This is a genomic window from Brevundimonas sp. Marseille-Q4549, assembly GCF_976940555.1.
The window spans coordinates 770,165-795,699 of record NZ_CDRHXG010000001.1 but is presented as its reverse complement, the minus strand read 5'-3'; the positions used below and the strand labels follow the sequence as shown (position 1 = coordinate 795,699).

General features: G+C 68.7%; 24 protein-coding genes. 12 read left to right on the top strand and 12 right to left on the bottom strand.

Going from position 1 to position 25,535, the window contains the following annotated elements; genetic code table 11:
- Positions 1-13: 13 nt before the first annotated feature.
- From recQ to ACWPV3_RS04005, 4 genes are all read right to left on the bottom strand, one after another.
- Positions 14-1,885 carry a DNA helicase RecQ gene (recQ, locus tag ACWPV3_RS04020; protein WP_453976926.1) on the bottom strand — a complete coding sequence of 624 codons (1,872 nt, stop codon included), beginning with the start codon at positions 1,883-1,885 and terminating at the stop codon, positions 14-16.
- Positions 1,882-2,859, bottom strand: coding sequence for a complex I NDUFA9 subunit family protein (locus ACWPV3_RS04015; protein WP_292086591.1), 978 nt, complete (start codon positions 2,857-2,859; stop codon positions 1,882-1,884). Before ACWPV3_RS04015 ends, recQ begins: the two co-directional genes overlap by 4 nt.
- A gap of 95 nt (positions 2,860-2,954) precedes the next feature.
- A complete protein-coding gene (locus ACWPV3_RS04010) occupies positions 2,955-4,907 on the bottom strand; it encodes a M1 family metallopeptidase (RefSeq protein WP_453976925.1) in 1,953 nt (650 codons plus the stop codon).
- Positions 4,908-4,968: 61 nt separating this feature from the next.
- Positions 4,969-6,219, bottom strand: coding sequence for a multidrug effflux MFS transporter (locus ACWPV3_RS04005; protein WP_313454813.1), 1,251 nt, complete (start codon positions 6,217-6,219; stop codon positions 4,969-4,971).
- A 128-nt stretch (positions 6,220-6,347) separates the two neighbouring features.
- Here ACWPV3_RS04005 and ACWPV3_RS04000 point away from each other — a divergent pair, with 128 nt between their 5' ends.
- Complete coding sequence (locus tag ACWPV3_RS04000; RefSeq protein WP_453976923.1) at positions 6,348-7,793, top strand: AMP nucleosidase; 1,446 nt, start codon at positions 6,348-6,350, stop codon at positions 7,791-7,793.
- Between the two features lie 10 nt (positions 7,794-7,803).
- Here ACWPV3_RS04000 and ACWPV3_RS03995 read toward each other — a convergent pair whose 3' ends face one another.
- Both ACWPV3_RS03995 and ACWPV3_RS03990 read right to left on the bottom strand, forming a co-directional pair.
- Positions 7,804-8,667 carry a metallophosphoesterase family protein gene (locus ACWPV3_RS03995; protein WP_453976921.1) on the bottom strand — a complete coding sequence of 288 codons (864 nt, stop codon included), beginning with the start codon at positions 8,665-8,667 and terminating at the stop codon, positions 7,804-7,806.
- A complete protein-coding gene (locus ACWPV3_RS03990; RefSeq protein WP_313454384.1) occupies positions 8,667-9,629 on the bottom strand; it encodes a diacylglycerol/lipid kinase family protein in 963 nt (320 codons plus the stop codon). Before ACWPV3_RS03990 ends, ACWPV3_RS03995 begins: the two co-directional genes overlap by 1 nt.
- 192 nt (positions 9,630-9,821) lie before the next feature.
- Between ACWPV3_RS03990 and ACWPV3_RS03985 the strand changes: the two genes are divergently transcribed.
- The 3 genes from ACWPV3_RS03985 to ACWPV3_RS03975 all read left to right on the top strand — a co-directional run bounded on the left by ACWPV3_RS03985 (position 9,822) and on the right by ACWPV3_RS03975 (position 12,977).
- On the top strand, positions 9,822-10,172 hold the full coding sequence (locus ACWPV3_RS03985) for a glycine zipper domain-containing protein (protein WP_453976920.1): 351 nt from the start codon (positions 9,822-9,824) through the stop codon (positions 10,170-10,172).
- Positions 10,173-10,284: 112 nt separating this feature from the next.
- A complete protein-coding gene (locus ACWPV3_RS03980) occupies positions 10,285-10,731 on the top strand; it encodes an OmpA family protein (RefSeq protein WP_453976919.1) in 447 nt (148 codons plus the stop codon).
- A 74-nt stretch (positions 10,732-10,805) separates the two neighbouring features.
- The gene (locus ACWPV3_RS03975) at positions 10,806-12,977 is read left to right on the top strand and encodes a protein-disulfide reductase DsbD family protein (RefSeq protein ID WP_453976918.1); all 2,172 of its coding nucleotides are present in this window, start codon (positions 10,806-10,808) and stop codon (positions 12,975-12,977) included.
- 4 nt (positions 12,978-12,981) lie between these two features.
- Here the strand turns inward: ACWPV3_RS03975 and ACWPV3_RS03970 are convergent, their stop codons facing one another.
- A complete protein-coding gene (locus tag ACWPV3_RS03970; RefSeq protein ID WP_292086580.1) occupies positions 12,982-13,458 on the bottom strand; it encodes a hypothetical protein in 477 nt (158 codons plus the stop codon).
- Between the two features lie 94 nt (positions 13,459-13,552).
- Here ACWPV3_RS03970 and pgi point away from each other — a divergent pair, with 94 nt between their 5' ends.
- Positions 13,553-15,160 (top strand): glucose-6-phosphate isomerase, encoded by a 1,608-nt coding sequence (gene pgi / locus ACWPV3_RS03965; protein ID WP_453976917.1) that lies wholly within the window; start codon positions 13,553-13,555, stop codon positions 15,158-15,160.
- Entirely contained in the window at positions 15,157-15,300 is a 144-nt protein-coding gene (locus ACWPV3_RS03960; RefSeq protein WP_453976915.1) for a DUF4260 family protein, read from the top strand. The genes pgi and ACWPV3_RS03960 overlap by 4 nt, the downstream gene beginning before the upstream one ends.
- A gap of 51 nt (positions 15,301-15,351) precedes the next feature.
- On the opposite strand, the gene ACWPV3_RS03955 is transcribed toward ACWPV3_RS03960, so the two are convergent.
- Positions 15,352-15,816 (bottom strand): hypothetical protein, encoded by a 465-nt coding sequence (locus tag ACWPV3_RS03955; RefSeq protein ID WP_292086576.1) that lies wholly within the window; start codon positions 15,814-15,816, stop codon positions 15,352-15,354.
- Positions 15,817-16,117: 301 nt separating this feature from the next.
- Here ACWPV3_RS03955 and groES point away from each other — a divergent pair, with 301 nt between their 5' ends.
- Positions 16,118-16,405 (top strand): co-chaperone GroES, encoded by a 288-nt coding sequence (gene groES, locus ACWPV3_RS03950; RefSeq protein WP_453976914.1) that lies wholly within the window; start codon positions 16,118-16,120, stop codon positions 16,403-16,405.
- A 51-nt stretch (positions 16,406-16,456) separates the two neighbouring features.
- Complete coding sequence (gene groL / locus ACWPV3_RS03945; protein ID WP_453976913.1) at positions 16,457-18,103, top strand: chaperonin GroEL; 1,647 nt, start codon at positions 16,457-16,459, stop codon at positions 18,101-18,103.
- 97 nt (positions 18,104-18,200) lie between these two features.
- On the opposite strand, the gene ACWPV3_RS03940 is transcribed toward groL, so the two are convergent.
- Positions 18,201-18,953: a glycosyltransferase family 2 protein gene (locus ACWPV3_RS03940; RefSeq protein WP_292086568.1), complete on the bottom strand. Its 753-nt coding sequence runs from the start codon at positions 18,951-18,953 to the stop codon at positions 18,201-18,203.
- A gap of 98 nt (positions 18,954-19,051) precedes the next feature.
- Here ACWPV3_RS03940 and ACWPV3_RS03935 point away from each other — a divergent pair, with 98 nt between their 5' ends.
- From ACWPV3_RS03935 to ACWPV3_RS03925, 3 genes are all read left to right on the top strand, one after another.
- Positions 19,052-20,752 (top strand): ArnT family glycosyltransferase, encoded by a 1,701-nt coding sequence (locus tag ACWPV3_RS03935; protein ID WP_453976912.1) that lies wholly within the window; start codon positions 19,052-19,054, stop codon positions 20,750-20,752.
- Positions 20,749-21,663: a hydroxymethylglutaryl-CoA lyase gene (locus ACWPV3_RS03930; protein WP_453976911.1), complete on the top strand. Its 915-nt coding sequence runs from the start codon at positions 20,749-20,751 to the stop codon at positions 21,661-21,663. The genes ACWPV3_RS03935 and ACWPV3_RS03930 overlap by 4 nt, the downstream gene beginning before the upstream one ends.
- A gap of 100 nt (positions 21,664-21,763) precedes the next feature.
- Positions 21,764-22,171, top strand: a complete 408-nt coding sequence (locus ACWPV3_RS03925; protein ID WP_292179590.1) for a hypothetical protein — start codon at positions 21,764-21,766, stop codon at positions 22,169-22,171.
- A gap of 233 nt (positions 22,172-22,404) precedes the next feature.
- On the opposite strand, the gene ACWPV3_RS03920 is transcribed toward ACWPV3_RS03925, so the two are convergent.
- The 3 genes from ACWPV3_RS03920 to trhA form a co-directional block, all read right to left on the bottom strand.
- Complete coding sequence (locus tag ACWPV3_RS03920) at positions 22,405-22,755, bottom strand: hypothetical protein (RefSeq protein ID WP_453976910.1); 351 nt, start codon at positions 22,753-22,755, stop codon at positions 22,405-22,407.
- On the bottom strand, positions 22,752-23,393 hold the full coding sequence (phaR, locus tag ACWPV3_RS03915; RefSeq protein ID WP_453976909.1) for a polyhydroxyalkanoate synthesis repressor PhaR: 642 nt from the start codon (positions 23,391-23,393) through the stop codon (positions 22,752-22,754). The genes ACWPV3_RS03920 and phaR overlap by 4 nt, the downstream gene beginning before the upstream one ends.
- 84 nt (positions 23,394-23,477) lie before the next feature.
- Entirely contained in the window at positions 23,478-24,194 is a 717-nt protein-coding gene (gene trhA, locus ACWPV3_RS03910) for a PAQR family membrane homeostasis protein TrhA (protein WP_453976908.1), read from the bottom strand.
- A gap of 159 nt (positions 24,195-24,353) precedes the next feature.
- Here trhA and ACWPV3_RS03905 point away from each other — a divergent pair, with 159 nt between their 5' ends.
- Positions 24,354-25,535: an acetyl-CoA C-acetyltransferase gene (locus ACWPV3_RS03905; RefSeq protein ID WP_453976907.1), complete on the top strand. Its 1,182-nt coding sequence runs from the start codon at positions 24,354-24,356 to the stop codon at positions 25,533-25,535.

The window sequence follows — 25,535 nt, the reverse complement described above, 5'->3', positions numbered from 1 at the left end:
GTCATGGGCGTCATCACCCGACAGCGGCCAGCGTCTCCAGCACGCCCTTGCCGTAACGGTCCAGCTTGGACTGGCCGACGCCGGAAACGGCGCCTAGGGCGATCAGGTCGCCCGGTTCGGCGTGGGCGATCTCCAGCAGGGTCTTGTCCTGAAAGATGACATAGGGCGGGACATGTTGTTCCGACGCCCGGTCGCGGCGCCAGGCGCGCAAGGCCTCGAACCGGGCGCGGACGTCGGCGTCCATCGTTTCCAGGGCGGCGTTGCGACCCTCGCCCGAACGGTCGCGGCGGCGGGTCGAGGCGGCGGCGCTGGGCGGAGCGCGGCGGACCTCGATGCGGCGTTCGGCCTTGTAGACCGCGCGCACGGCCTCGGGATCGCCCAGGCCGACCAGCGGCTTGCCGTCGTTGGGATCTTCGGCCAGCAGCCCCTCGAACAGCAGGTGGTCGACGATGTCGCGCCAGCCGTTCGGCGAGATGTCCGCGCCGACGCCCCAGGTCGACAGCGCCTGTTCCCACGGCTGGACGTCCTTGGTGCGGCCGGTCAGGTGATCGACCACGCGGCCTCGGCCGAAGCGGCCGCCCAGCCGCTGCACCGCCGCCAGAGCCTTCTGGGCGGGCACGGTGGCGTCATAAAGTTGGGGCGGATCCCCGCAGATGTCGCAGACGCCGCAAGGGCCTGCGTCCTGCTCGCCGAAATAGCGACGCACCGCCTGGGGCCGACAAACGGCGCCGTCCAGCATGGCGAACAGTTGGCGGGTCTTGCGGACCTGGACCTGTTTGACCTCCTCGGCCATCGGGCGGCCGTCCAGACGGCGCAAAGACCAGGCGATGTCCGACGGGCCGTACAGGGTGATCCCCTCGGCCGGCTCGCCGTCGCGGCCTGCGCGGCCGATCTCCTGCCAATAGGCCTCAAGACTGCCGGGGGGATCGGCGTGGATGACGAAGCGCACGTCGGCCTTGTCGACCCCCATGCCGAAGGCGATGGTGGCGACCATAACGGCGCCCTCCTCGGCCAGAAAGCGTTCCAGCCGCCGGTCGCGCTCTTTCGTGTCCATGCCGGCGTGATAGGCGATGGCGTTGGTTCCGGCCTCGCGCAGGGCCTGGGCCACGCGGTCGCAGCCGTCGCGGCTGCCGCAATAGACCACGCCCGACTTGCCCCGCCGCTCGCACACCAGTTCGATGACCCGCGCGTCGGTCCTGGCGCGCGAGGCGTTCTCCTTGCGCGCGGCCGACAGTTGCAGGTTCGGACGGGCGAAGCTGTCGACGAAGACCCGCGCCTCCTCAAGCCGGAGCGAGCGCAGGATGTCGTCGCGGGTACGGGCGTCGGCGGTCGCCGTCACCGCGATGCGGGGCGTATCGGGAAACCGCTCGGCCAGCAGGCCCAGATTGCGATAGTCGGGGCGGAAGTCGTGGCCCCACTGGGACACGCAGTGGGCCTCGTCGATGGCGATCAGGCTGAGGGGCAGTTCGGCCAGACGATCCATCATGGCCCCCGCCGCCAGACCTTCGGGCGAGACGTAAAGCAGATCCAACTCGCCCGAGCGCGCCGCGCGCCAGATGGCCGATCGCTCGTCCAGGGACACGCCGGAATCCAGCCGGGCGGCGGCCACGCCCTGCTGTTTCAACGCCTCGACCTGGTCGGTCATCAGGGCGATCAGCGGCGAGACGACCAGACCCAGGCCGGGACGGAGGATGGCGGGAATCTGATAGCAGACGCTCTTGCCGCCGCCGGTCGGCAGGACCGCCAGAACGTCGCCGCCGTCCAGGATCGTCTCCACCACCTGGCCCTGAAGCCCGCGAAAATCGGCATGCCCCCAGACCCGCGACAACAGGGCACGGGCGTCGTCCAGCGTCGGGCGTTCGACCTGCGAAGCCTGAAGGCTCAAAGCGCGGGAGATTCGGCGAACTGTCCGCCGACGCGGTATTTCCACAGATAGGAGGCGGCGATCACCTCCATGCCGTTCGGATGCTGGACGCCCAGGTCCGCCAGGGTGGCGGCGCCGTCGGCGACGACGTTGTCATGCTCCAGCATGAAGACCTGATCGCGCGTCAGGGGCGGGGTCACGCCCACGATTCCCGTCAGTTCCAACAGGCCGCCCAGAGGCTTGGCGACGAAGAAGGGCAGAGGCGCCAGAAGGCGATTGCGGCCCGTCTCGTGGTTCACCAGCTCCAGGATTTCGCGGAAGCTGTAGACGCGCGGGCCGCCCAGCTCATAGGTGCGGCCGGCGGCGTCGGCGTGGGTCACGGCCCGGGCGATCGCCTCGGCGACATCGCCGACATAGACAGGCTGGAACCGGGTTTCGCCGCCGCCGATCAGGGGCAGGACAGGCGACATCGCGGCCAGGGCGGCGAACCGGTTCAAAAAGCCGTCGTCGGCCCCGAACACCAGCGACGGCCGCAGGATGACGGCGTCGGGATAGACGGCGCGCACGGCGTCCTCGGCCTTGGCCTTGGAACGGCCGTAGGCGGATTTGGACATCGGATCGGCGCCGATGGCCGACATCTGCACCAGACGCTTGACGCCGGCGGCGCGGGCCGCCTCGGCCACGATCTGTGCGGCCTGGACGTGAACCGTGTCGAAGCCGCGCTTGCCGCGTCCGTCGTGCAGCACGCCGACCAGATTGACCACCGCATCGGCGCCGCGCAGGGCGGCGGCGACATCGTCGGGATCGGTCACGTCGCAGCGGGTGAACTGGATCTGGCCGGGGTCGCCGGCGGTCTGGACCTCGATGGCCAGAACCGGATTGCGAACGGCGACGCGGATGCGCCAGCCGCGACGCGCCAGGGCGCGCACCGCCTGCGATCCGATAAAGCCCGATCCACCGATAACGGTCACGACGCCGGGGGCCAGATCAGCCATCAGAAACTCCAGTCCATGCAGTGAGGGCGGGATAGCCGATGGGGCGCCGCACCGCAACGCGATCCATCGGCATGCTCACGCCTGTGCGCGCTGCGTCAGGGACGGCCGACCAGTTCATCGACCGAACCGGCGGTGACGGGGTGATACAGCGGCCGAGCCTCGGCGTAGATGCGGCGCGCGTTGGACCGGCCCCAGTCGCCCTCGTTCCACAGGGTCTGGAACAGCGGCAGAACGAATTTGCGACGGCCTTGGCTGGTCAGGAAATTTTCGGCCGTGGCGACCGACGGCTGATAGCGGTGGGCCAGGGCGATCTGCAGCCAGGCGAAGGTCAGTTCGCTGTTGCCTTCGTTCGCCAGATTCAGGGTGCGTTCCAGATCGGCCAGCTGGGCGTCGGTCAGCCAGTCGGCCCCCGTCCGCAGGCCGTCGGGACGCCAGCCCAGGAAACGCTGGCGCTGCTGGGTGTTCCAGTCCGACCACGGAATGGCCGAGGCCGGTCCCTTGTCCTTGAAGAAGGCGACGGCGGCCGCGTCCACCGGCTCGAAGGCGTGGGACACCGGCGCCACGGCGTTGGACGGCAGGCCCGGCTGATAGACCCAGGCGTCCATCTGCAACTGGCTTTCCAGCGCCGCGTCGCCCTTGATCAGATTGTCGCGGATGTCTTGCAGGAACATGGCCGTGGTCATGGGGCGGTAGGCGTTGCGATCGAAATAGCCGCGCAGCCAGGCGTCGAACCGATCCCTCCCGACGGTGCGTTCGATGGTCCGCAGGAACAGGGCGCCCTTCTCATAGGCGATGTCGTTCATGCCGTCGTCGGGATCGCGGCCCTTCAGGTCCAGATGCAGGCGGATGTCCGCCGCCGGCAGGGATTTCAGCGTGTCCTGAAGGCTGTCCCAGCCCAGCACCTGCTCCTGCATGGCGCGGTCATGGCCATAGACCGACTCCATGATCCGGTTCTCGAAATAGACGGTGAAACCCTCGTTGAGCCAGAAGTCGTTCCAGGTGGCGTTCGTCACCAGATTGCCCGACCAGGAGTGCGCCAGCTCGTGCGCGACCAGCGACACCAGCGACCGGTCGCCGGCGATGATGGTCGGGGTGGCGAAGGTCAGTTTGGGGTTCTCCATCCCGCCGAAAGGGAAGGACGGTGGCAGGACCAGAAGGTCGTAGCGGCCCCAGCGATAGGGGCCGTACAGCCGCTCGGCCGCCGTCACCATCTGGGCGGTGGGCTCCAGCTCCCACTGGGCGGCGCGCAGGCGGCTGGGCTCGGTCCAGACCCCGGTACGGCCGTCGAACGGCGCAAAGGCGATGTCGCCCACGCCGATGGCGATCAGATAGGGCGGGATCGGATTGTCCATCCGGAAGCGCCAGGTCTTCATCCCGTTTCCGGCCCGCTCGCCGTTCGGCGTCAGATGATCGGCGCTCATGACCACCGTCAGGTCTTCGGGGGCGGTGATGCGGGCCGAATAGGTCTGGCGGATGCCGGGGCTGTCCTGGGTCGGGACCCAGGTGCGGGTCAGGATCGCCTGGCCCTGACTGAACAGATAGGGCTTCTGACCGCCCGCCGTCTGGCTGGGGTTCAACCATTGCAGCGCCGCCGCGTCGGGGCGGGTCGAATAACGGATAGTGATCTTGCGCCGCTCATCGGGGGCGAAGGCCGGGAAATAGACGGTCAGCGGCTGGCCCAGGATCGGATCGTTGTCGCCCACCACATAGCGCAGCGGCTGGCCGGCGGCGTCGCGCACGTCCTGAATGTCCAGGTCGCGGATATCCAGCACGATCTCGTTGGCGCCGGGAACGGCCAGGATGTCCAGCGTCGCCGTGCCCGACAGGGTCCTGGCCTGGAAGTTCGCGGTCAGGTCCAGGGCCACGTCGACCACGCGGGCGATCTCGGGCCGGGCGTGGGTGTGGACGTCCACCGCTTCGGGTCCCGGCGCCGGGCCGACGGCGGGCGGGGCCAGCGAGGCGCCGCCGGTGGGGGTGGAGCAGGCGGACAGGCCCATGGCCGAAGCGAGGGCGAGGGCGGAGACGAGGCCGAGCGCTTTGCGCGTCATCGAGGTATTCCCGAGCTGATCTTTGCGATTGGCCGGAGAACGCGCGGAAACGCGAAAAAGATCAAGCCTCGGCGCGAACCGGCGCATGATGGGCGCGGAACAGCCGCCCCCGTTCGGCGAACAGGACGCAGCCCAGGGCGATCAGGCCGAAACAGGTGAAGCCCAGCGACATGGGCACGGTCGTGCCGTTGAACTGCTGGCCCACCGCAAAGCCCAGGAGGGAGCCGACGATGGTCGAGACGAAGCCCTGGATCGAGGCGGCGGTGCCGGCGATATGGCCCATGGTCTCCATCGCCATCGATCCGAAATTGCCCGCGATCAGGCCGAAGCAGAACATGGTCAGGGTCTGCAGAACGGCGAAGGTCCAGATCGATTCATGGCCGCTGATCGCCACGGCGGCGTGAACGGCGGCGATGCTGGTGAAGCCGATCAGGGCGGTGTGGGAAATCTTGCGCGACCCCAGCTTGACCACCAACCGGGCATTGACCAGGGAGGCCACGGCGATACCGCCCGCGATCAGGGCGAAGACGGCCGGAAACACCGCCTCCGCGTGGAAGACGTCGGCGAAGATTTGCTGGGACGAGTTGATGAAGCCGAACAGCGCCCCGGTGATCGCCGTCATGGCCAGCGTATAGCCGACGGCGGTGCGGTCCGTCAGCGCGACCCGATAGGCCGAGGCCAGACGCTTGACCTGAATGGGCAGGCGATCCTCGGGCTTCAGCGTCTCGGGCAGGCGAAGGCCCGCCCAGACGATCAGGCCGACGCCGACCAGACCCAGTCCGGCGAAGATCCAGCGCCAGGGGCCGACCAGCATGATCAGCTGGCCCAGCGACGGGGCCAGGATGGGCACGCCCAGGAAGACCAGGAAGCTGAACGACATGACCCGCGCCATGGTCCGCCCCTCGTAGCGGTCGCGCACGATGGAGACGGCCAGAACACGGGTGCAGGCGCTGCCCAGACCCTGGCCGACACGCGCGGCGATCAGGGTGTCGAAGGTCGGCGCCAGGGTCGCCAGCAGGCTGAACAGCACATAGACGCCGACGCCGAACATCAGGACGGGCTTGCGTCCGAACCGGTCGGCCAGAGGTCCGTAGATCAACTGCGCCCCGCCGAAGCCCAGCAGATAGGCGGTCACGACCCACTGGCGGCCGTTTTCGTTGGCGACGCCCAGATCCGCCCCGATGTGGGGCAGGGCCGGCAGCATGGAGTCGATGGCCAGGGCGTTCAGGGCCATCATCAGGGCGATCAGACAGACGAACTCGACGAAGCCGGGTTCTTTCTTGGCGGGGGCTGACGCAGCGGAAACGGACATTGGGACCAGATGCGTCGTCGCGCCCCGATCCGCAACCGTGCGCCTGTCATAAATTGCTGCAATGCAGCGAAATCGAGATTGACCGGACGGCGCCTCGCCAAAGACAAGAAGCTTCGCTAGAGGAAGTCATGACAAAACAGATGACAGCACAGGCGGCGCTGGACCGCCTCGAAACCCTCTACACCCAATCCGTGACCAACCTGCGCGACGCCGTGCGGGATTTCGTCGAGACCGGCGCGCGGCCCGATCCGCTGAAACGCGCCGAAGGGGTGTTCGCCTATCCCGAACTTCGCATCCGCTGGGACGGGGATCGCCCCCAGGACCTTGAGCCGCGCGCCTATGCCCGGCTGGCCAAGCAAGGGGTCTATGCGACCACCGTCACCCGGCCGGACCTGTTCCGCCCCTATCTGACCGAACAGTTGGAACTGCTGGAGCGGGAGTATGACGCGACCTTCGAAGTCGAGGTCTCGCGCCAGGAAATTCCCTTCCCCTATGTGACCGACGGACTGGAGGTCGCGTTGGATCGGTCGATGACGGCCGCCCTGGCCCGATGGTTCCCGACCACCGACCTGGCCAATATAGGTGACGAGATCGCCGACGGCCTGTTCGATCCCGCAGAGGATCTGCCGCTATCGCTGTTCGATGGCCTGAGGACGGATTTCTCGCTGGCGCGGCTTAAGCACTACACCGGCACGCCGGTAGACGACGTCCAGTCCTATGTGCTGTTTACCAACTACAATCGTTACGTCGACGAGTTCGTGCGCTGGGCCATCGAACAGCTTCAGACGCCGGACAGCCCTTACGAGACCCTGTCCTGCGCCGGCGGCGTCGTGATCACCCGCGACACGCCCAATCCCGAGACGGCGATCAGCGATACGGCCTGGAAGAAGCACCAGATGCCGGCCTATCATCTGACCGCGCCGGGCCATAAGGGCGTGACCCTGGTCAACATCGGCGTCGGCCCGTCCAACGCCAAGACGATCACGGATCACCTGGCCGTCACCCGCCCGCACGTCTGGCTGATGATCGGACACTGCGGGGGTCTGCGCGCCAGCCAGACCATCGGCGACTATGTGCTGGCCCACGCCTATCTGCGCGACGATCACGTCCTGGACGCGGTGCTGCCGCCGGACATCCCCATCCCCTCGATCGCCGAGGTTCAGCGCGCCCTGTACGACGCCACCAAGTCGGTCAGCGGCATGCCGGGCGACGAGGTCAAGCTGCGCCTGCGCACCGGCACCGTCGTCACCACCGACGACCGGAACTGGGAGCTGCGCTATTCCAAGTCGGCTCTGCGCTTCAACCAGAGCCGCGCCGTCGCCATCGACATGGAAAGCGCCACCATCGCAGCGCAAGGGTATCGCTTCCGCGTGCCCTACGGGACGCTGCTGTGCGTGTCGGACAAGCCGCTGCACGGCGAGATCAAACTGCCGGGCCAGGCCAACCGCTTCTACGAAGGCTCGATCTCCGAACACCTGCAGATCGGCATCCAGGCGGTCGACCTGATGCGGAACGAAGGATCGCGCCTGCATTCGCGCAAGCTGCGGGCCTTCGACGAGCCGCCGTTCCGCTAAGCCGCCGTCCTCAGGAGTCGGGGGCGACCACGGCCTTCTCCAGTTCGCCGGGCCTGTCCGGACTGGGGGCCGTGGCGGCCTTTCGCGTGTCCTGCCGGCGCGGCAGACGCCAGACCTGATGGGAGTTGTAGCGTTCGCCGTCCCAGGCCAGGGCCGTGACGGTGATGGTCCTGGCGTCCCAGTCGATCTGGTTGAAGCCGGGCGGGGAGCCGCGCTCGCGGTGCGACAGGGTTCCGCAGCCGACGGCGTAGGAGCAATGATCCGCCAACGGAATGGGCATGGCGAAGGGCACATGGACGTGGCCCGTCATGATCAGATCGACCCCCGCCTCGGCGAAGATCAGGGCGGCCTCGTCGCCACGTTTGACGTCGCCGGTCATGGGCGTGCCGACCATTTCGATCAGCGGGTGGTGACAGGCCAGAATGCGCAGCGCCCCGATCGGCGCCTGGCGCAACGCCTCGGCCGCGCGACGCGTCTGATCCAGGTCGATGACGCCCTTGGACCAGTTGGGCCGCGCCTGCCAGCCGCGCGCTGTGACGACGCCGCGCACCATCAGGGCGTCGCCGCGGAACTGACCGTCGTGGGCCGGAAAACCGGTCGCCGTCTCGAACGCTCGCCACGGATGAAAGACGCGGGCGACGGCGTCCCAATAGGGCACGTCGTGATTGCCCACGATGACGAAGCGCGGCTCGGGCATGGCGCGCATCCAGGCGGCGGCGGCCTTGAATTCGTCGGGAAAGCCCTGTTGGGTGATGTCGCCAGTGATCAGAATCAGGTCGTTGGGCGTGGCGTGGGCGTAGTCTAGGGCGGCGGCGCAGGCGCGCTTGTGCTCGCAGCCGAAATGGACGTCTGAGAACTGAAGCAGCCGCCCCATCAGACGCTGTCCTCGGCCGAGGGCGGCAGGGGCGCCAGGGCCTTGAAGGCCTTGGGCACGAAACGGATCACCGCCTCGGGCTTCAGCTGCAGGGGCTCGCCGTCGATCACGGCGGGAATGCGCGAGCGGGCCCGCACCTCGATCAGACGCGCCGGCCGGGTGGAGACGGCCGGATCTTGACGCCAGTCGCTGAACAGGGCGGTGGCCGCCAGGCGGAAGGCCTGGGTGGTGTCCGAGGGGTCCATGGCGGCGGCTTCCAGCCCCACCGGCTCCTCCATGGCCTTGGAGATCATCGGGCTGATCAGGACCAGGGCTTCGGTGCGACGCTTCTCGCCCCCGTCCAGGGTGAAGCGCAGCCGGCCGGAAAAGGCCCGCTTGAAAGCCCGGCGGCCATATTGCCAGGCCAGTTTCAGCTTGCCGGTCCGCACCGCCTCGCGCGCCGGCGCCCACAGGGCAGGCGAACCCAGGATGGCGGCGCAATAGAAATATTCGCCCTGAACCTCGCCGCCCGAGACCGGCTGGGGCGCGCCTTCCTCCAGCGCCCGCTTCAGCGCCAGCTTCCAGTCCGCCGTGCCGTAAAGCGCCTTGGGCAACATGTTCATTGTGCCGCCCGGAAGGGGCGCGATCATCGGCCCGTCCGAACGGGCGCGCGCAGCCACCGCCCGGGCCGTGCCGTCGCCCGCCAGCACCAGGATGGCGTCCGGCTTGTCGGCGAAGGCTTCGGCGATATGGGCGTCGAAATCGCCGGACAGGACGATCACCTTGGCCTCCAGCTCATAGGCCTCCAGCAAGGTCCGCGCCTCGTCCGCCGCGCGCGGGCCGACGCTGCCCGACAGCGGATTGACCAGCATGACCACCCGCTTCAGCGCCACATGCGGCGTCAGGACATGCGCGGGCGTGTCGGACGCATCTGCCGACGGGGAAGGCGGACTATGGGACGGGGGGTGCGCAAGCTCGTTCATGGGCGACGGAACGTCTCGTCTCGTCGCCCGTTCCGGAAGCGTGGCTGTATTTCGGCCGCAATGGTTCGCACAGTGGTCAAGGCGATACGGTTCGGGACGAACGGCCTGTTCGATCCCCGCCTTCGGCGGAACCTGAACCCTATCGTGACGTTTGAAACTCGGGACGACCCCAGGGACAAAGAGGATTTCATCATGAACAAAGCGATCATCGCAATTGCGGGCGCCGGTCTGCTGGCGTCGGCCTGCGCCAGCGATCCCTACGGCTACAACAGCGGCCCGAACCAGTCGGTTCGTCAAGGCGCCATCGGCGCCGGCCTGGGCGCCGTCGCCGGGGCCATCGTCGGCAACAATGTCGGCGGCGGCAATGCGGCCACGGGCGCCCTGATCGGCGCGGCAGTCGGCGGCGCGGCGGGCGCGATCCGCGGCTCGAACCAGGACCGCAACAACCAGCAGCGCTACCGCGACAGCCAGGGCCGGTACTACTACTGCTACGACAATCGCCAAGACGAGTGCTACTGGGAGAACGGCCAGCGTCGCTATTGATCGACGCGGGTTTCCGGTCGCGGAGGCGTGACCGGGCTTGAGTTCCGGGGGCGGCGCGTCGAAGGATGGGCCGCCCCTTTCGTGTCCGAGGGGCTGTTTCAAGGAGGGGGTCATGAAGGTTTTCAAAGCGGGCGTGGTTGGGGTGGCGATCGGCCTGGCGGCGGTCGGGTGCGCACAGACGCCGAAACGGTCGTCCCTGGTGGTCGGCGAGAGCGGGTGCCAGTCGGGCCGGTTCGACGTCTATTTCGTGGAGAACCAGGCGCGATTGACGGATGCGGCGCAGCTGTTGCTGAACACGGCCGCGGAAAAGGCGCGCCAGTGCTGGGTCGCCAAGGTGCGGGTGTTGGGGCTGGCGGACGCCACGGGCGCGTCAGAGGCCAACATGACCCTGTCGCAGCAGCGCGCCCGCGCGGTGGCCCAGGCCCTGACCCGCGCCGGCATGCCGGCCCCGGTGTTCGAGGTGGCGGCGGCCGGCGACGCCGGCGCGGTCACGCCCTCGGGCCAGGACGAATTGCTGCGGCGGCGCACCGAGGTGATCGTAGAGGTCGCCCCGCGCTGATCGCGCGCAGCCGCTCGTGATGGCGAAAGGGGATGCAAGCGCCTAAGGTCCGCAGGCTTCTCGCGCCTTTCGGAATGCCCGCCTTGCGTCCCTTCGCCCTTCTCGCCGCCCTGATCCTGGCCGTCCTGGCGCCGACCGTTCACGCCTCGGCGGCGGTCGAGCCGGCTTTCGGAGCCCAGAGAACCGAACGGATCGCAGCGGAACTGGTCCCCATGACCCAGTGGGCGACGCCCGGTTCCACCGTGGTCGTCGCGGTGCGCCAGGATATTCAGCCGGGCTGGCATACCTATTGGCGCAATCCGGGTGATTCCGGCGGGGCGACCACCCTGGACTGGACCCTGCCGGCCGGGGTGAAGGCCGATCCCATCCTGTGGCCCCTGCCCACGCGCCAGAGACTGCTGGGCCTGATGAATTACGGCTATTCGGGCAAGGTCTTCCTGCCCGTGCCGATCCAGGTTCCTGCGACGGCCCGACCGGGCGAAATCCTGACCCTGACGGCCCAGGCGCTGTTCCTGGTGTGCAGCGACCGGATGTGCGTGCCCGAACCCCTGACCCTGTCCCTGGCCCTGCCGGTGCGCGAGGGAACCGCGCCCTTGTCGCGGCCCTGGGGCGAAGCGATCCGCAAGACGGTCGAGACCGCGCCGCGGCCAGCCGGGATCACGGCCCATGTCACGCGTGACGGACAAGGTTTGATCCTGACCGCGACGGGCGGGCCGTTGGCGAGCGGAACGGTCGGCGCGGCCTATGTCTTCCCGTTCGAGCCCGGTCGCATCGACCATGCGGCGGGCCAGTCGGGTCAGCTTGGCCCCGAGGGCCTGACCCTGAGGCTGGCGCCGGGGCGGGAGACGGGGGACGGCGCCCTGTCGGGCGTTCTGGCCACCGACAAGGGCGCCTGGGAGATCACGGCCGAGCCGGGGCCGCCGCTGGACGGGGCGACGGGCAAGGGCCCGCTTGCGCCCCCGCCCGAAGGCGAAGCGACCAAGGCGCCGGCTTCGGCGCCCGCCGGCCTGGGCTTGCTGCACGTCCTGGGCCTGGCCCTGCTGGGCGGGCTGGTGCTGAACCTGATGCCTTGCGTCTTTCCCGTGCTGGCGATGAAGGCCGCCGCCCTGTCGGCCGCCGCCCACGATCCGGCCCGCGCGCGCCGCGACGGCCTGGCCTTCCTGGTCGGGGTGCTGGTCAGTTTCCTGGCGCTGGCGGGAATCCTGTTGGCGTTGCGGGCCGCCGGTCAGGCCGTCGGCTGGGGCTTTCAGCTGCAGTCGCCGGGCGTGACCGCGACCCTGGCCCTGATCCTGCTGGGCGTCGGGCTGAACCTGTCCGGCGTCTTCCATGTCGGCGCCGGTCTGCAGGGCGCGGGGTCGGGTCCTCTGGCCCGCCTGCCCGGCGCGACCGGCGCCTTCTTCACCGGGGTTCTGGCGGTGGTGGTGGCGGCGCCCTGCACCGCCCCCTTCATGGCGGCGGCCCTGGGGGCGGCCCTGGTTTTGCCCTGGCCCCTGGCTCTGGCGGTCTTTCTGGCCCTGGGGCTGGGCCTGGCGGCGCCCTATGTGGCGATCAGCCTGTCGCCTGGGCTTCTGGCGCGCCTGCCGCGCCCCGGCGCCTGGATGGAGACGCTGAAGGGCGTCCTTGCCTTTCCCATGTACGGCGCCGCCCTGTGGCTGACCTGGGTGTTCAGCCAGCAGGGCGGGGGGCAGGCCCTGGCCGGCCTTCTGGCCGCCGGTCTGCTGCTGGCCTTCGCCGGCTGGACCTATGGCCGCGTGCAGGCCCGCCGGGCCGAAGGTCGGCAGGCGGTCGCCGGCGTCGTGACCGCGACCCTGGCGCTGTTGCTGACCCTGATGCTGGCCGGGGCGGCGGCCATGGCGGCGCGAGAGCGACCGGCGGTCATCGAAACCGCCGAAGCGGCGACCGCCCTGGCCTCCCAGCCCTGGTCGGCCCAGGCCGTGGCCCAGGCGACGGCCGCCGGCCGACCCGTTCTGGTCAATCTGACCGCAGACTGGTGCGTGACCTGCAAGATCAACGAGCGGGCGGCCCTGTCGTCGCCCCGCGTGGCCGAAGCGATCCGGGCGGCGAACGCCGTCTATCTGGTGGGGGACTGGACCCGCCGCGACGACGCCATCACCCGAGAACTTCAGGCGCACGGGCGTTCAGGCGTGCCGCTGTATCTGGTCTATCGTCCCGGCCGGGCCGAGCCGGAAATCCTGCCCCAGCTTCTGACCGAAGGAGTGGTGATCGAGGCGCTGAAGGGCGGCTGAGCCGTCAGACTTCCGGCTTCGGCGGGGCGGTGATGACCTCGACATTGTCGTTCAGCAGATAGGACAGTTCCGACAGGGCGGTGGCGCGCTCGGCCGGATTGGCCGCCGCCTGAACCGCCGCGACCTTTTTGGGCATGTCCTCGGAAATGCCGCGCAGGATGCATTTCAGATCGCCGTCGGTGCCGCGTTCCTTCAGGATCAGATGCCCCTGCATGTCCAGGGCCGCCAGTTCGTCGGCCTGGGCCTTGAAGCCGGTGAAGGCCTGACTGGTGAAGAAGGCTGCGTCGTCCGCGGCCTTGGCGGCGGCCCAGCCGTCGACCATGGTCTTCAGCCGCGTCGAGCGGGCGATGATGTCGGCGAACAGCGGCTCCCCGGCCACGGAGACGGGCGCGCCGGGAACCGCCGCAGGCTGTTCGGCCGCCAGGGCGACGGCGGGATTGGACATCGACAGGGCGATCGTGAGAGCAAGGCCGCAGGACATGAGGTGACTTCCTGTTTCAGCGTCCGCTGGGACGTTGAACCTGCATACGCCCCGACCGTAAACGAGTGTTTACCCTGTTTGACGAGGACCGCCGATGACCCGCGACGCCGCCTGGACGCGCTTCGACCTGACCGCCGCCGAGGCCGCCGAGAGCCGGATCGTGGACCAGTTCGCGGCCGATCCCGCCCGGCTGGACCGGATGTCGGTCGAGGCGGCGGGTCTTTATGTCGACCTGTCGAAACAGAGCTGGACCCGCGCGGCGTTTGACGCCTGCCTGGACCTGGCCCGCGCCTGCGAGGTGGAGGGCCGCCGCGACGCCCTGTTCGCGGGCGAGGCGGTCAATCTGACCGAGGGGCGGGCCGTGCTGCACCCGGCCCTGCGCGCGGCGCCCGGCGCCGACTTCAAGGCCTTGGGAGAGCCGGTCTCGGCCGAGGTGGACGCCGTCCGCACCGAGATGAAGACCTATGCGGACGCCGTGCGGTCGGGCGCCGAGACGGGAGCCACGGGCAAGCGGTTCCAGGCCATCGTCCATGTCGGCATCGGGGGGTCCGACCTGGGGCCGCGCCTGGTGTGGGACGCCCTGCGGCCGCTCGATCCGGCCATCGACCTGCGCTTCGTCGCCAATATCGACCCGCGCGACATGGCCGAGGCCCTGACCGGCCTGGATCCCGAAACCACCCTGGTGGTGGTGGTGTCCAAGACCTTCACGACGCAGGAAACCCTGGCCAACGCCGAGGCGGCCAAGGCCTGGCTGGCCGCCGCCCTGCCCGCCGATGGACTGGCCAGACACTTCATCGGGGTGACGGCGGCGCCGGACAAGGCGCGGGCCTTCGGCTGCGGCCGGACGTTCGCGTTCCGGGACTGGGTCGGCGGGCGCTACTCCCTTTGGTCGGCGGTCAGCCTGTCGTGCGCCATCGCCCTGGGGTGGGAGGCGTTCGAACAGATGCTGGCCGGGGCGGCGGCGATGGACGACCATTTCGTCGCGGCGCCGCTGGAGAGGAACGCGCCGGTGCTGATGGCCCTGGCCCAGGTGTTCAACGTGGACGGCCTGGACCGGCGGGCGCGGACGGTGGCGCCCTACGCCCATGCGCTTCGCCGCCTGCCGTCCTTCCTGCAGCAGCTGGAGATGGAATCCAACGGCAAGCGGGTGCATCGCGACGGGTCGCCTGTGACGCGCCAGACCTGCCCGGTCGTTTTCGGCGAACCGGGGACCAACGGCCAGCACGCCTTCTTCCAGCAGATCCACCAGGGGCCGCAGGTGGTTCCGGCCGAGTTCGTGATCGTGGCCCGAACGCATGAGGACGCGCCCGAGGCGCCCCTCTGGTCCAACGCCCTGGCCCAGGCCCAGGCCCTGATGCTGGGCAAGTCCGCCGAGGCGGCCGAAACCGAAGGTCTGGCCCAGGGCCTTTCGACCGAGGAGGCGAAACGTCTGTCGACCCACCGCACCTTCACCGGAAACCGCCCGTCGACCGCCATCGTGATGGAACGGCTGACGCCCCGGACCCTGGGCGCCCTGATCGCCCTTTATGAGCACAAGACCTTCGTCGAGGGCGTGATCTGGGATATCAACAGTTTCGACCAGTGGGGCGTGGAACTGGGCAAGGTGCTGGCCAAGGCGATCCTGAAGGATGTTCAGGACGGCGGCCCGTCCGCCGATCTGGACCCATCCACCGCCGCCCTGATGACACGGCTGATGCGATGAGCGTGATTGCGGGGCGCTGGCAGCGGCTAGCCTATATCGGGCTCGACCGGATGCTGGGCTATGGGCTGAAATCGTCTGAGGCGTTCGAGGTCACTCACCTCGGCCTGGTCGGCAGTACCCGAGAGACCCGTCCGTCATGACAAAAGGCCCGGTCGGAGGACCGGGCCTTTCGGTTGACGGGATTGGATCGCCTACCAGCGGCGGTCGTAGCGGTAGTCGCGATCATAGTTGCGGCGATCGTAACGCTGGTCGCGGCGATAATCGCGGTAGTCACGATAATCCTGGCGGCCGCCATAGCGGTAGTCATAGCCGTAGTCGCGGCTGTTGATGCCGTGCTCGCGTTCCCAGTGGCCCTGGTTACGGTAGCACTGACCACCGCGATAGTATTCGCAGCCCGATCCGCGATTGGAGGCGACCGCGCCCAAGGCCGCGCCAGCCAAGGCGCCGCCGGCGATGTAGTTGCCGTCGCCGTTGCCGTAGAGGGCGCCGGCCAGGCCGCCCACGGCGGCGCCGATCAGGGCGTTGCGGGCCGAATCGTCACGGCCGCGATCATGGTCGCGATAGCGGCTCTGGGCGTCGGCCGGGCTGGCGGCCATCACGGTGGCGGCCATGAGCGGCACGAAGGCGGTCGCGGCGATTTTGCTGAAGGTCTTCATACGCTGTCTCCTCTTTCCGGGGGCGAACCGGCCGGCGGCCGGGTTTCCCGATGACGTTGGAGACCGTTCTAGGGGGCGCCGCCTGAACGCGTCGGGAGGCCGCCGTTCATCGGCGGTTCATCGCGCCCAGCCGCGCGGATGCGATTTTTGTTCGTCGGGATCGCCTTGACGCCCCGGTTCGGCCCTCCTACTTGCCGAACGCGTTAGCACTCTTGCCGGTCGTCTGCCAAAACAGCGATCGCGAGAGCGCCGCTCACCGTATTCAGAACGCCCCGCTTCGGGGTTAAGAGGGAGAAGTCCGATGGCGTTTCGTCCGCTCGGCGACCGCGTGCTGGTCAAGCGCGTGGAAGAAGAATCCAAGACCAAGGGCGGGATCATCATCCCCGACACCGCCAAGGAAAAGCCCCAGGAAGGCGAAGTCGTCGCCGTCGGCCCCGGCGCCCGTGACGACAAGGGCGTGGTCAACGCCCTGGAACTGAAGACCGGCGACCGCATCCTGTTCGGCAAGTGGTCGGGCACGGAAGTGAAGATCGACGGCGAAGACCTGATCATCATGAAGGAATCCGACGTCCTGGGCGTGCTGTCCTAAGCGCCGACGTCCCGTTTCCTCAGTCAAATCCTCTAGACAGGAGCAGCCCGCATGGCCGCTAAAATCGTAAAGTTCAACACCGACGCCCGCGACAAGATGCTGAAGGGCGTCAACGTCCTGGCTGACGCCGTCAAGGTGACGCTGGGTCCCAAGGGCCGCAACGTCGTGATCCAGAAGTCCTTCGGCGCCCCGCGCTCGACCAAGGACGGCGTGTCGGTCGCCAAGGAAATCGAGCTGGAAGACGCCTTCGAGAACATGGGCGCCCAGATGATCCGCGAAGTCGCTTCGAAGACGAACGACAAGGCGGGCGACGGCACCACCACCGCCACCGTCCTGGCTCAGGCCATCGTGCAGGAGGGCCTGAAGGCCGTCGCCGCCGGCATGAACCCGATGGATCTGAAGCGCGGCATCGACAAGGCCGTCGGCCTGGTGCTGGAAGAGATCAAGTCCAACTCCAAGCCGGTCTCCAACAACTCCGAAATCGCCCAGGTCGGCACCATCTCGGCCAACGGCGACAGCGAAATCGGCGAGCTGATCGCCCAGGCCATGGCCAAGGTCGGCAACGAAGGCGTCATCACGGTTGAAGAGGCCAAGACCGCCGACACCACCGTCGACGTCGTCGAAGGCATGCAGTTCGACCGCGGCTACCTGAGCCCTTACTTCATCACCAACGCCGACAAGATGGAGGCCGTCCTCGAAGAGCCGCTGATCCTGCTGTTCGAGAAGAAGCTGACCAGCCTGCAAGCCATGCTGCCGATCCTGGAAGCCGTGGTGCAGTCGGGCCGTCCGCTGCTGATCATCGCCGAGGACATCGAAGGCGAAGCCCTGGCGACCCTGGTGGTCAACAAGCTGCGCGGCGGCCTGCGCGTCGCCGCCGTCAAGGCTCCGGGCTTCGGCGACCGCCGCAAGGCCATGCTGGAAGACATCGCCATCCTGACGGGCGGCCAGGTCATCTCGGAAGACCTGGGCATCAAGCTGGAGAGCGTCACGCTCGACATGCTCGGCAAGGCCAAGAAGGTCTCGATCACCAAGGACGACACCACCATCGTGGAAGGCGTCGGCGGCAAGGACGAGATCGAAGCCCGCGTGGCCCAGATCAAGCGCCAGATCGAAGACACCACCTCCGACTACGACAAGGAAAAGCTGCAGGAACGTCTGGCCAAGCTGGCCGGCGGCGTCGCGGTTCTGCGCGTCGGCGGTTCGACCGAAGTCGAAGTGAAGGAAAAGAAGGACCGCGTCGACGACGCCCTGAACGCCACGCGCGCCGCGGCTGACGAAGGCATCGTTCCCGGCGGCGGCATCGCGCTGCTGAAGGCGTCGAAGATCCTGGCCGACGTCAAGGGCGACAACGCCGACCAGAACGCCGGCGTCAACATCATCCGTCGCGCCCTGCAGGCTCCGATCCGTCAGATCTCGGAAAACGCAGGCGTCGAAGGTTCGATCGTCGTCGGCAAGGTGCTGGAGAACGGTGAAGCCTCGTTCGGCTTCAACGCCCAGACCGAAGAGTACGGCGACCTGGTCAAGATGGGCGTCATCGACCCCGCCAAGGTGGTCCGCACCGCCCTGCAAGACGCCGCTTCGGTGGCCGGCATCCTGATCACCACGGAAGCCGCTGTCGCCGATGCGCCGAAGAAGGCTTCGGCCGGCGGCGCCCCCGACATGGGCGGCATGGGCGGAATGGGCGGCATGGACTTCTAAGTCCAAGCCATCCGACGCTGAAACGCAGAAGGGCGGGACCGAAAGGCCCCGCCCTTTTCTTTTGGCCGCCGCCTTCCCGCCGACGGGACGGGCGCGATCAGAACTCCGAGATCGCGCCGGGCTGGCGCGCGCGGGTCTTCAACCACATGACGCCCAGGAGGTCCGAAACCGAGGCGCGCAGGCGGCCCCAGTTGGTGTATTTCGACTGGCCCGTCTCGCGGTGGCGGTGATCCACGTCCAGATACTGGTTCTTGAACCCTTCGCGGATCATCAGGGCCGGCAGATAGCGGTGGACGTGATCGAAATAGGGAAGGCGCAGGAAGATGTCGCGGCGGAAGGCCTTCAGCCCGCAGCCCGTGTCGTCGGCGTCGTCGCCCAGCAAGCGACGGCGGATGCGGTTGGCCCAGAGCGAAGCCTGGCGCTTGGCGTTGGAATCCTGGCGCTTGGCGCGACGGCCGCCGACCAGGGCCACGTCGGCGGGAGCGGCGATCAGGGCGTCCGCCAGGCGCGGCGCGTCGGCAGGCGGATTCTGGCCGTCCCCGTCCAGGGTGACGACGACGGGCGCGCGCGCGGCCAGGACGCCGGTGCGCACGGCCCGGCTCTGGCCCGCATTGGCGGCATGGGCCAGGACGCGCAGGCGCGGCAGGTCGGCCATGGCGGCCTTCAGTTCGGCCAGGGTCGTGTCCTTGGAGGCGTCGTCGACGAAGATCATCTCATAGGAGCGGCCGGCGAAGGCGGCGGCGATTTCGCGCGCCAGGGGCACGGCGGCCCCCGATTCATTGTGCACCGGCACCACGACGGAGATGTCCGGGGCGGCGGTTTCGGGCGGGGAGACGGCGGCGTCGGTCATCGCGGCTCTGTAGCGCATCGTCCGGCGCGGCGAAACGGCGACGCGCGCGCGATCAGGACCGCTTCCGGCGGGGCCGGATGGCGTGATACGACTGCCGCATGACCCTTCCGAACCTGGATCACCTCATCGCCGGTTGGCGCGGCCCGGTCCTGGCGGCCCTCCTGACCCTGGTCGCGGGCCTGCCCAGCCTGATGCTGCTGCCGCCGCTGGACCGCGACGAGAGCCGTTTCGCCCAGGCCACGGCCCAGATGCTGGAAAGCCACGACTTCGTCGACATCCGCTTCCAGGACGAGCCGCGCTGGAAGAAGCCGGTCGGCATCTATTGGCTGCAGGCGGCGGCCGTGGCCCTGACCTCCGACGTCGAGGATCGGGACATCGCCCCCTATCGCCTGCCGTCCCTGCTGGGGGCCGCGCTGGCGGCCTGGGCCGCCGCCTGGGCGGGAACGGCCCTGTTCGGCAATCGCGTCGGCTTTCTGGGTGGGGCCATACTAGGCACCACCTTCCTGCTGTCGACCGAGGCGGGCATCGCCAAGACCGACGCCGTCCTGTGCGGGGCCACGACCCTGGCCATGGCGGCCCTGGCGCGCATCTATATGGCGACCCAGGCGGGCGAACGGCCCATCCGACCGCACAAGCTGCTGTTCTGGCTGGGTTTGGGCCTGTCGATCCTGATCAAGGGACCGATCGGCCTTCTGGTCGTGGGCCTGGCGATCATGGCCCTGTCGATCTGGGACCGCGACGTCAAATGGCTGGGCCGGCTGGGCTGGGGCTGGGGCCTGCCGCTGGTCGCCCTGATGGTCGGGCCGTGGGCCATCGCCATCACCATCGCCACCGACGGCGGCTTCTGGCGCGAGGCCATAGGCGGCGACCTGGCGCCCAAGATCGCCGGCGCGCACGAGAGCCATTCGGGTTTCCCCGGCATGTATCTGTTGCTGGCGCCGCTGCTGTTCTTCCCGTCCACCCTGCTGTTGCCGGCCGCCGTATCGACGGGCTGGAGCCGGCGGGCCGAGCCGGCGATCCGGTTCCTGGTCTGCTGGTTGGTTCCCGGATGGCTGATGTTCGAACTGGCCCCGACCAAGCTGTGGCATTACACCCTGCCGACCTTCGGCGCCCTGGCCCTGCTGGCGGCGGCCGCCCTGGCCCGCCCGATCGGGACCGCGTCGCGGATCGTCGGCGCGATCCTGGCGGTTCTGGCGGCCGTGCTGATCATCGGCGTCACCGTCTATGGGCTGACCGTCTATGGCACCTCCACGGCCCAGACCTGGGCGGCCCTGACCATCGGGACGGCGGCGGCGGCGGCCCTGGTGGGGGCCTTCCTGCTGCTGAACCGGGCGTCGATCACGGCGCTGCTGGCCTCGCTCGTTTTCGGGATCACCGCCCATGCGGCCCTGGCGGGGACCATTCGCCAGCTGCGTCCCCTGGCCATAGCGCCCCAGCTGGAAAAGACGCTGGAGGCCGCCGACCTGCATCCCCGCCAGGGCCGCACGCCGGGACCGGTGGCCATCACCGGCTTCCATGAGCCCAGCTTCGTCTTCCTGACCGGGCGCGACACCGACCTGACCGACGCGCAAGGGGCGGCCGAGGCCCTGGCCGAAGGACGGCCCGCCATCGTGGAAGCGCGCGACGCCGACGCCTTCCGCGCCGCCTCGGCCCGGCTGGGCGTGTCGGGCCGGGCGGTCGGCACGGTGCGGGGCCACAACTATTCGGAAGGCGACGACGTCAGCCTGACGGTCTACGCCCCGCCGCCCCGACCCGTTTCAGGCGCGGCGGCGGGCGCCGGTGCGGGCGCCGACCGATGAGCCGCTTCATCCAGATCGTCGAGGTCGGACCGCGCGACGGCCTGCAAAACGAGAAGGCCGTTCTGGAACCGGCCATGCGCGCCGACCTGGTGCGACGGCTGGAGACGGCCGGCGCCAGACGCATCGAGGCCGTCTCCTTCGTCCATCCGAAATATGTGCCCCAGATGGCCGGCGCTGAAGCGGTCATGGCCGCCCTGCCGCATCAGGCGGGACGCAGTCGCATCGGCCTGGTCTTGAACGGCAAGGGCTATGACCGGGCGCTGACCACCGGGGTGGACGAGGTCAATGTGTCGGTCGCCGCCACCGACGGTTTCGGCCTGAAGAACCAGGGCCTGGCGGTGAAGGACCAGTTGGCCATGCTGGGCGAGATCGTGGCCCGGCGGCACAACGCCGAAGCGTCCGAAGGCGCGCCTTCGCTGTCGGCGACAATCTCCTGCGTGTGGGGCTGTCCGTTCGAGGGTGAGGTTTCGGTCGCGCAGGTTGCGGACATGGTCGGGGCCATAGGCGAAATGGGCGTAGCCGAAATCGGCCTGGCCGACACCATCGGCGCCGGCGACCCCTGGGCGGTGACAAGGAAGGTGGAGGCCGCCAGAAAGGCCGCGCCGGACGCGACCCTGCGTCTGCATTTTCACGACACGCGCAACACCGGCCTGGCCAACGCCTACGCCGGGGTGGAGGCGGGCGTCGACGTGCTGGACGCCTCGGTCGGCGGCATCGGCGGCTGTCCCTTCGCGCCCGGCGCCACGGGCAATATCGCCACGGAGGACCTGGTCTATATGCTGTCGCGGGCCGGGTTCGAGACCGGCTACGATCTGGAGGCCCTGATCGCCACGGCGCGCTGGATCGGCGCGGCGATGGGCCGGCCCGCCCCCTCGGCGCTGAGCCGCGCGGGCGGCTTTCCCAAGGGGTGAGCCCCCGCCCGAGGCTTGACCGTGGCGGGCGGCGGCGAAGCGCGCTATCGTCACCCCGACGCGACGGCCCCGGACGCGCCGCGCGAAGAAGACCGGACCCATGCTGATCGCGATCCCCCTGCTGATTATTCCGGTTGTGCTCTACAACATACTGGTGCTGACCGAGGGGGCGACCCAGGCGGACGCCCTGCTGAACGATCCGCTGTTTTCCGTCACCATGACCTCGGGCGCGCAATGGGGCGTCAGCTGGGGCGACCTGATCCTGTTCGTCGGGCTGATCCTGCTGTTCTTCGAACTGATCAAGTCCACGTCCAGCCAGCGCGTCGCCATCGTAAACCACGCCCTGTCGATGGTGCTGTTCATCGCCGTGCTGATCGAATTCCTGCTGCTGCGCGGCTTCGCCACCTCGACCTTCTTCCTGATCGTGGTGATGATCCTGCTGGACGTGCTGGCCGGTTTCATCGTGACCATCATCGCGTCCCGCAAGGACTTCGACTTCGGCAACTAAGACCGTTTGTCACGTCTCTCCGAAGCGCTGGTCACGCTTCACGGCCTCGGGTCTCGCGAAGCGCGGGCCCGGCCATGCTGGCCGAAGGCCGATAGGCCTTAGGAAAAAACGCTGAAGATCAGGGCCACGACGGCGACGTCGAAGACCTTGGCGGCGAGGCTGAAGGCGGCAGGCATGGGCGGGTCCGGAAAGAAGCGGCGTCGCCCCGTCCCAGCAAGCCCCGTGCCGCGCGATCAGATTTCGGTCTTGGTCGATTTTCCGGCGGGCGGACGACGCTCGGCCGCGCCGGAATATTCCGTTCCCAGATAGGCGGCGCGGGCCGCGTCCAGCACGGGCGCGCCGCCGCGCAAACCCCGCTTGTGGCCGCCCTGACCGATCTGCTGGGCGACGAAGGCGGCGGCGACGGGTTCCGGCGCCGTGTGGACGGCAGGTCTTGCCGGGTCGGGCGCGGCGGCGTCCTCGGCCTGGACCTCGGAAACCGGAACCAGGGCGCGGGCGGCGGCGCGGCGGTCGCGGCGGCGGCGCTCGCTCTCGCGGCGTTCGACCCGTTCGGGTCCGCCGACCGGACGGACGCCGTCGGTCATTCGGACTTGCCGCCCGCCAGCCGGTCGATCTGACGGCGCATCTCGTCCATCTGGCGACGCATTTCGGCCAGGGCGTCGGGGGCCTCGGCCGCAGGCGCGGGATCGTCGGTCTTGTCCCTGGGCGGGGTCGCCGTGTCCGCGGCCGGTTCGGCGCGGGCGTAGCCGAAGCCAGGGAACATCTGCAGGGCGCGTTCGAACATGGCCATGTTGGCGCGGGCGGCCTCTTCCATCAGGGTCGCGCCCGAACCGGTCCCGAAGGCGCGGCTCATCTGGCTGGCGAACTGCTCCTGCTGGCGACTGAAATTAGCCAGGGACATCTCCAGATAGGAGGGCAGAACCCCCTGCATCGATCCGCCGTAGAAGCCGATCAACTGGCGCAGGAACTGGACCGGCAGCAGGGCCTCGCCCCGGCTTTCCTCCTCGAAGATGATCTGGGTCAGGATCTGGCGGGTCAGGTCGTCGTTGGTCTTGGCGTCATAGACCACGAACTCGACCCCCTCGCGCACCATGGCGGCCAGGTCCTCCAGCGTCACATAAGCGCTGGTTCGGGTGTTGTAGAGCCTGCGGTTCGCATACTTCTTGATGACGATCACATCGGTGTCGCCGCCTTTTCCGCCCTTGGTCTTTTCGTCAGCCACGCTTGTTCTCGCGATGTTGCAACGCGTCACTATCGTCCGTTGCGACGCGAAGCGCCAGAGGGCGCGACCGCGCAGGGGCGACGCTCAACCGTGCGCCATCGCCGGCGCCAGCACCACGCCCACCAGAACCGCCGTCCAGTGGACCGTCGCGCCGGTGACGACGAAGCCGTGCCAGATGGCGCGACGGAAGCGCACCTTGGGGCTGATGAAGACGAAGACCCCGGCGGTGTAGATCAGGCCGCCTATGACCAGAAGGGCCAGGGCGACCGGGTGCACCGTCTCGACCATGGGCTTCAAGGCCGCGACCGCCAGCCAGCCGAAGACGACATAGACCGCGCTCCAGAACCTGTCCGAAATGCGCGGGGCGAACAGCTTGACCCCTGCGCCGGCGAAGGCCAGGGCCCAGATCAGGGTGGTGAAGCCGATCGCCCAGACCCCTTCGAACCGCTGGGTCGTGAAGGGGGTGTAGCTTCCGGCGATCATCAGGAAGATCGCCGCCTCGTCCAGCCGACGCAGCACCGGCCGCGCGGCGCACGGGGTGGTCCAGTTGTAGATCGTCGAAGCCGTCAGCATCCCCACCAGGCACAGGGCGTAGATGGCCGTCGCCATCACCCCGCCAATGCCCGTATAGACGCCGGCCAGGCCCGCCAGTACGACGCCGCCCACCGCCGCCAGCATCAGCCCCACCACATGGACCCACAGATCGGCCAGTCGTTCGGCCCGCGTCTGATAATGGTCGATCATGTCCAGTTCGTCCGGCGTGCAGACGTGGGCGACAAGACGGTTCAAGGTGCGCAGCATGGCCTTTCCAATCCCGGATCGCCGCCATCGTTCCCGCGACAATGCGCCCAGAGGGTGACAATTGGCTGAATCGCCATGCGACCACGCGCCTCGGGGTGACGAAACCCGCGCAATGCGGCAGAACGGCCACGACTTTTATTCCGCAGAGAGTGAAATCCCATGACCGAGGTCGTCATCGTCTCCGCCGCCCGCACGCCGGTCGGGTCCTTCCTGGGCGCCCTGTCGTCCTTGCCCGCCGCCAAGCTGGGCGAGATCGCCATCAAGGCCGCGCTGGAGCGCGCCGGCGTTGCGGGCGACGAGGTGGACGAGGTGATCCTGGGCCATGTGCTTCAGGCCGCCGCCGGCCAGGGACCGGCGCGTCAGGCCGCCGTCGGCGCGGGTGTGAGGAAAGAAGCCGCCGCCTGGAGCCTGAACCAGATCTGCGGCTCGGGCCTGCGCGCCGTCGCCATCGCCGCCCAGCAGATCGCCCTGGGCGACGCGAAGATCGTCGTCGCCGGCGGCCAGGAAAGCATGAGCCAGGCGCCGCACGCCCAACAGCTGCGGACCGGACACAAGATGGGCGACGTGGCCTTCGTCGACACCATGATCAAGGACGGTCTGTGGGACGCCTTCAACGGCTATCACATGGGCCAGACGGCCGAGAACATCGCCGACAAATGGTCGATCAGCCGCGAGGCTCAGGACGAATTCGCCGTCGCCAGCCAGCACAAGGCCGAGACCGCCCAGAAGGCAGGGCGGTTCGCCGATGAGATCGTTCCCGTCGTCATCCCTGGCAAGAAGGGCGACGTGACCGTCGATCAGGACGAATATATCCGTCACGGCGCGACCCTCGAGGCGATGCAGAAGCTGCGTCCCGCCTTCGCCAAGGACGGCAGCGTCACCGCCGCCAATGCGTCCGGCCTGAACGACGGCGCCGCCGCCCTGGTGCTGATGAGCGCGGACGAAGCCAGGGCGCGCGGTCTGGAGCCGCTGGCCCGTATCGCCAGCTACGCCACCGCCGGGGTCGATCCGTCGATCATGGGCACGGGGCCGATCCCGGCGTCGAAGAAGGCGCTGGAGAAGGCGGGCTGGACCGTCGCCGACCTCGATCTGGTCGAGTCCAACGAGGCCTTCGCCGCCCAGAGCCTTTGCGTGGTCAAGGAACTGGGCCTCGACCCGGCCAAGGTCAACGTCAACGGCGGCGCCATCGCCATCGGCCACCCCATCGGCGCCTCGGGCGCGCGCATCCTGACGACCCTGCTGTTCGAGATGAAACGGTCGGGCGCCAAGAAGGGTCTGGCCACCCTTTGCATCGGCGGCGGCATGGGCGTCGCCATGTGCGTCGAGCGCGCGAACGCTTAA

What these genes read in the sequence shown, in the direction of transcription:
- ACWPV3_RS04015 (WP_292086591.1), bottom strand. Translation starts at nt 2,859, where the DNA reads ATGGCTGATCTGGCCCCCGGCGTCGTGACCGTTATCGGTGGATCGGGC.
- ACWPV3_RS04010 (WP_453976925.1), bottom strand. Translation starts at nt 4,907, where the DNA reads ATGACGCGCAAAGCGCTCGGCCTCGTCTCCGCCCTCGCCCTCGCTTCG.
- ACWPV3_RS04005 (WP_313454813.1), bottom strand. Translation starts at nt 6,219, where the DNA reads ATGTCCGTTTCCGCTGCGTCAGCCCCCGCCAAGAAAGAACCCGGCTTC.
- ACWPV3_RS04000 (WP_453976923.1), top strand. Translation starts at nt 6,348, where the DNA reads ATGACAAAACAGATGACAGCACAGGCGGCGCTGGACCGCCTCGAAACC.
- ACWPV3_RS03995 (WP_453976921.1), bottom strand. Translation starts at nt 8,667, where the DNA reads ATGGGGCGGCTGCTTCAGTTCTCAGACGTCCATTTCGGCTGCGAGCAC.
- ACWPV3_RS03990 (WP_313454384.1), bottom strand. Translation starts at nt 9,629, where the DNA reads ATGAACGAGCTTGCGCACCCCCCGTCCCATAGTCCGCCTTCCCCGTCG.
- ACWPV3_RS03985 (WP_453976920.1), top strand. Translation starts at nt 9,822, where the DNA reads ATGAACAAAGCGATCATCGCAATTGCGGGCGCCGGTCTGCTGGCGTCG.
- ACWPV3_RS03980 (WP_453976919.1), top strand. Translation starts at nt 10,285, where the DNA reads ATGAAGGTTTTCAAAGCGGGCGTGGTTGGGGTGGCGATCGGCCTGGCG.
- ACWPV3_RS03975 (WP_453976918.1), top strand. Translation starts at nt 10,806, where the DNA reads ATGCCCGCCTTGCGTCCCTTCGCCCTTCTCGCCGCCCTGATCCTGGCC.
- ACWPV3_RS03970 (WP_292086580.1), bottom strand. Translation starts at nt 13,458, where the DNA reads ATGTCCTGCGGCCTTGCTCTCACGATCGCCCTGTCGATGTCCAATCCC.
- pgi (WP_453976917.1), top strand. Translation starts at nt 13,553, where the DNA reads ATGACCCGCGACGCCGCCTGGACGCGCTTCGACCTGACCGCCGCCGAG.
- ACWPV3_RS03960 (WP_453976915.1), top strand. Translation starts at nt 15,157, where the DNA reads ATGAGCGTGATTGCGGGGCGCTGGCAGCGGCTAGCCTATATCGGGCTC.
- ACWPV3_RS03955 (WP_292086576.1), bottom strand. Translation starts at nt 15,816, where the DNA reads ATGAAGACCTTCAGCAAAATCGCCGCGACCGCCTTCGTGCCGCTCATG.
- groES (WP_453976914.1), top strand. Translation starts at nt 16,118, where the DNA reads ATGGCGTTTCGTCCGCTCGGCGACCGCGTGCTGGTCAAGCGCGTGGAA.
- groL (WP_453976913.1), top strand. Translation starts at nt 16,457, where the DNA reads ATGGCCGCTAAAATCGTAAAGTTCAACACCGACGCCCGCGACAAGATG.
- ACWPV3_RS03940 (WP_292086568.1), bottom strand. Translation starts at nt 18,953, where the DNA reads ATGACCGACGCCGCCGTCTCCCCGCCCGAAACCGCCGCCCCGGACATC.
- ACWPV3_RS03935 (WP_453976912.1), top strand. Translation starts at nt 19,052, where the DNA reads ATGACCCTTCCGAACCTGGATCACCTCATCGCCGGTTGGCGCGGCCCG.
- ACWPV3_RS03930 (WP_453976911.1), top strand. Translation starts at nt 20,749, where the DNA reads ATGAGCCGCTTCATCCAGATCGTCGAGGTCGGACCGCGCGACGGCCTG.
- ACWPV3_RS03925 (WP_292179590.1), top strand. Translation starts at nt 21,764, where the DNA reads ATGCTGATCGCGATCCCCCTGCTGATTATTCCGGTTGTGCTCTACAAC.
- ACWPV3_RS03920 (WP_453976910.1), bottom strand. Translation starts at nt 22,755, where the DNA reads ATGACCGACGGCGTCCGTCCGGTCGGCGGACCCGAACGGGTCGAACGC.
- trhA (WP_453976908.1), bottom strand. Translation starts at nt 24,194, where the DNA reads ATGCTGCGCACCTTGAACCGTCTTGTCGCCCACGTCTGCACGCCGGAC.
- ACWPV3_RS03905 (WP_453976907.1), top strand. Translation starts at nt 24,354, where the DNA reads ATGACCGAGGTCGTCATCGTCTCCGCCGCCCGCACGCCGGTCGGGTCC.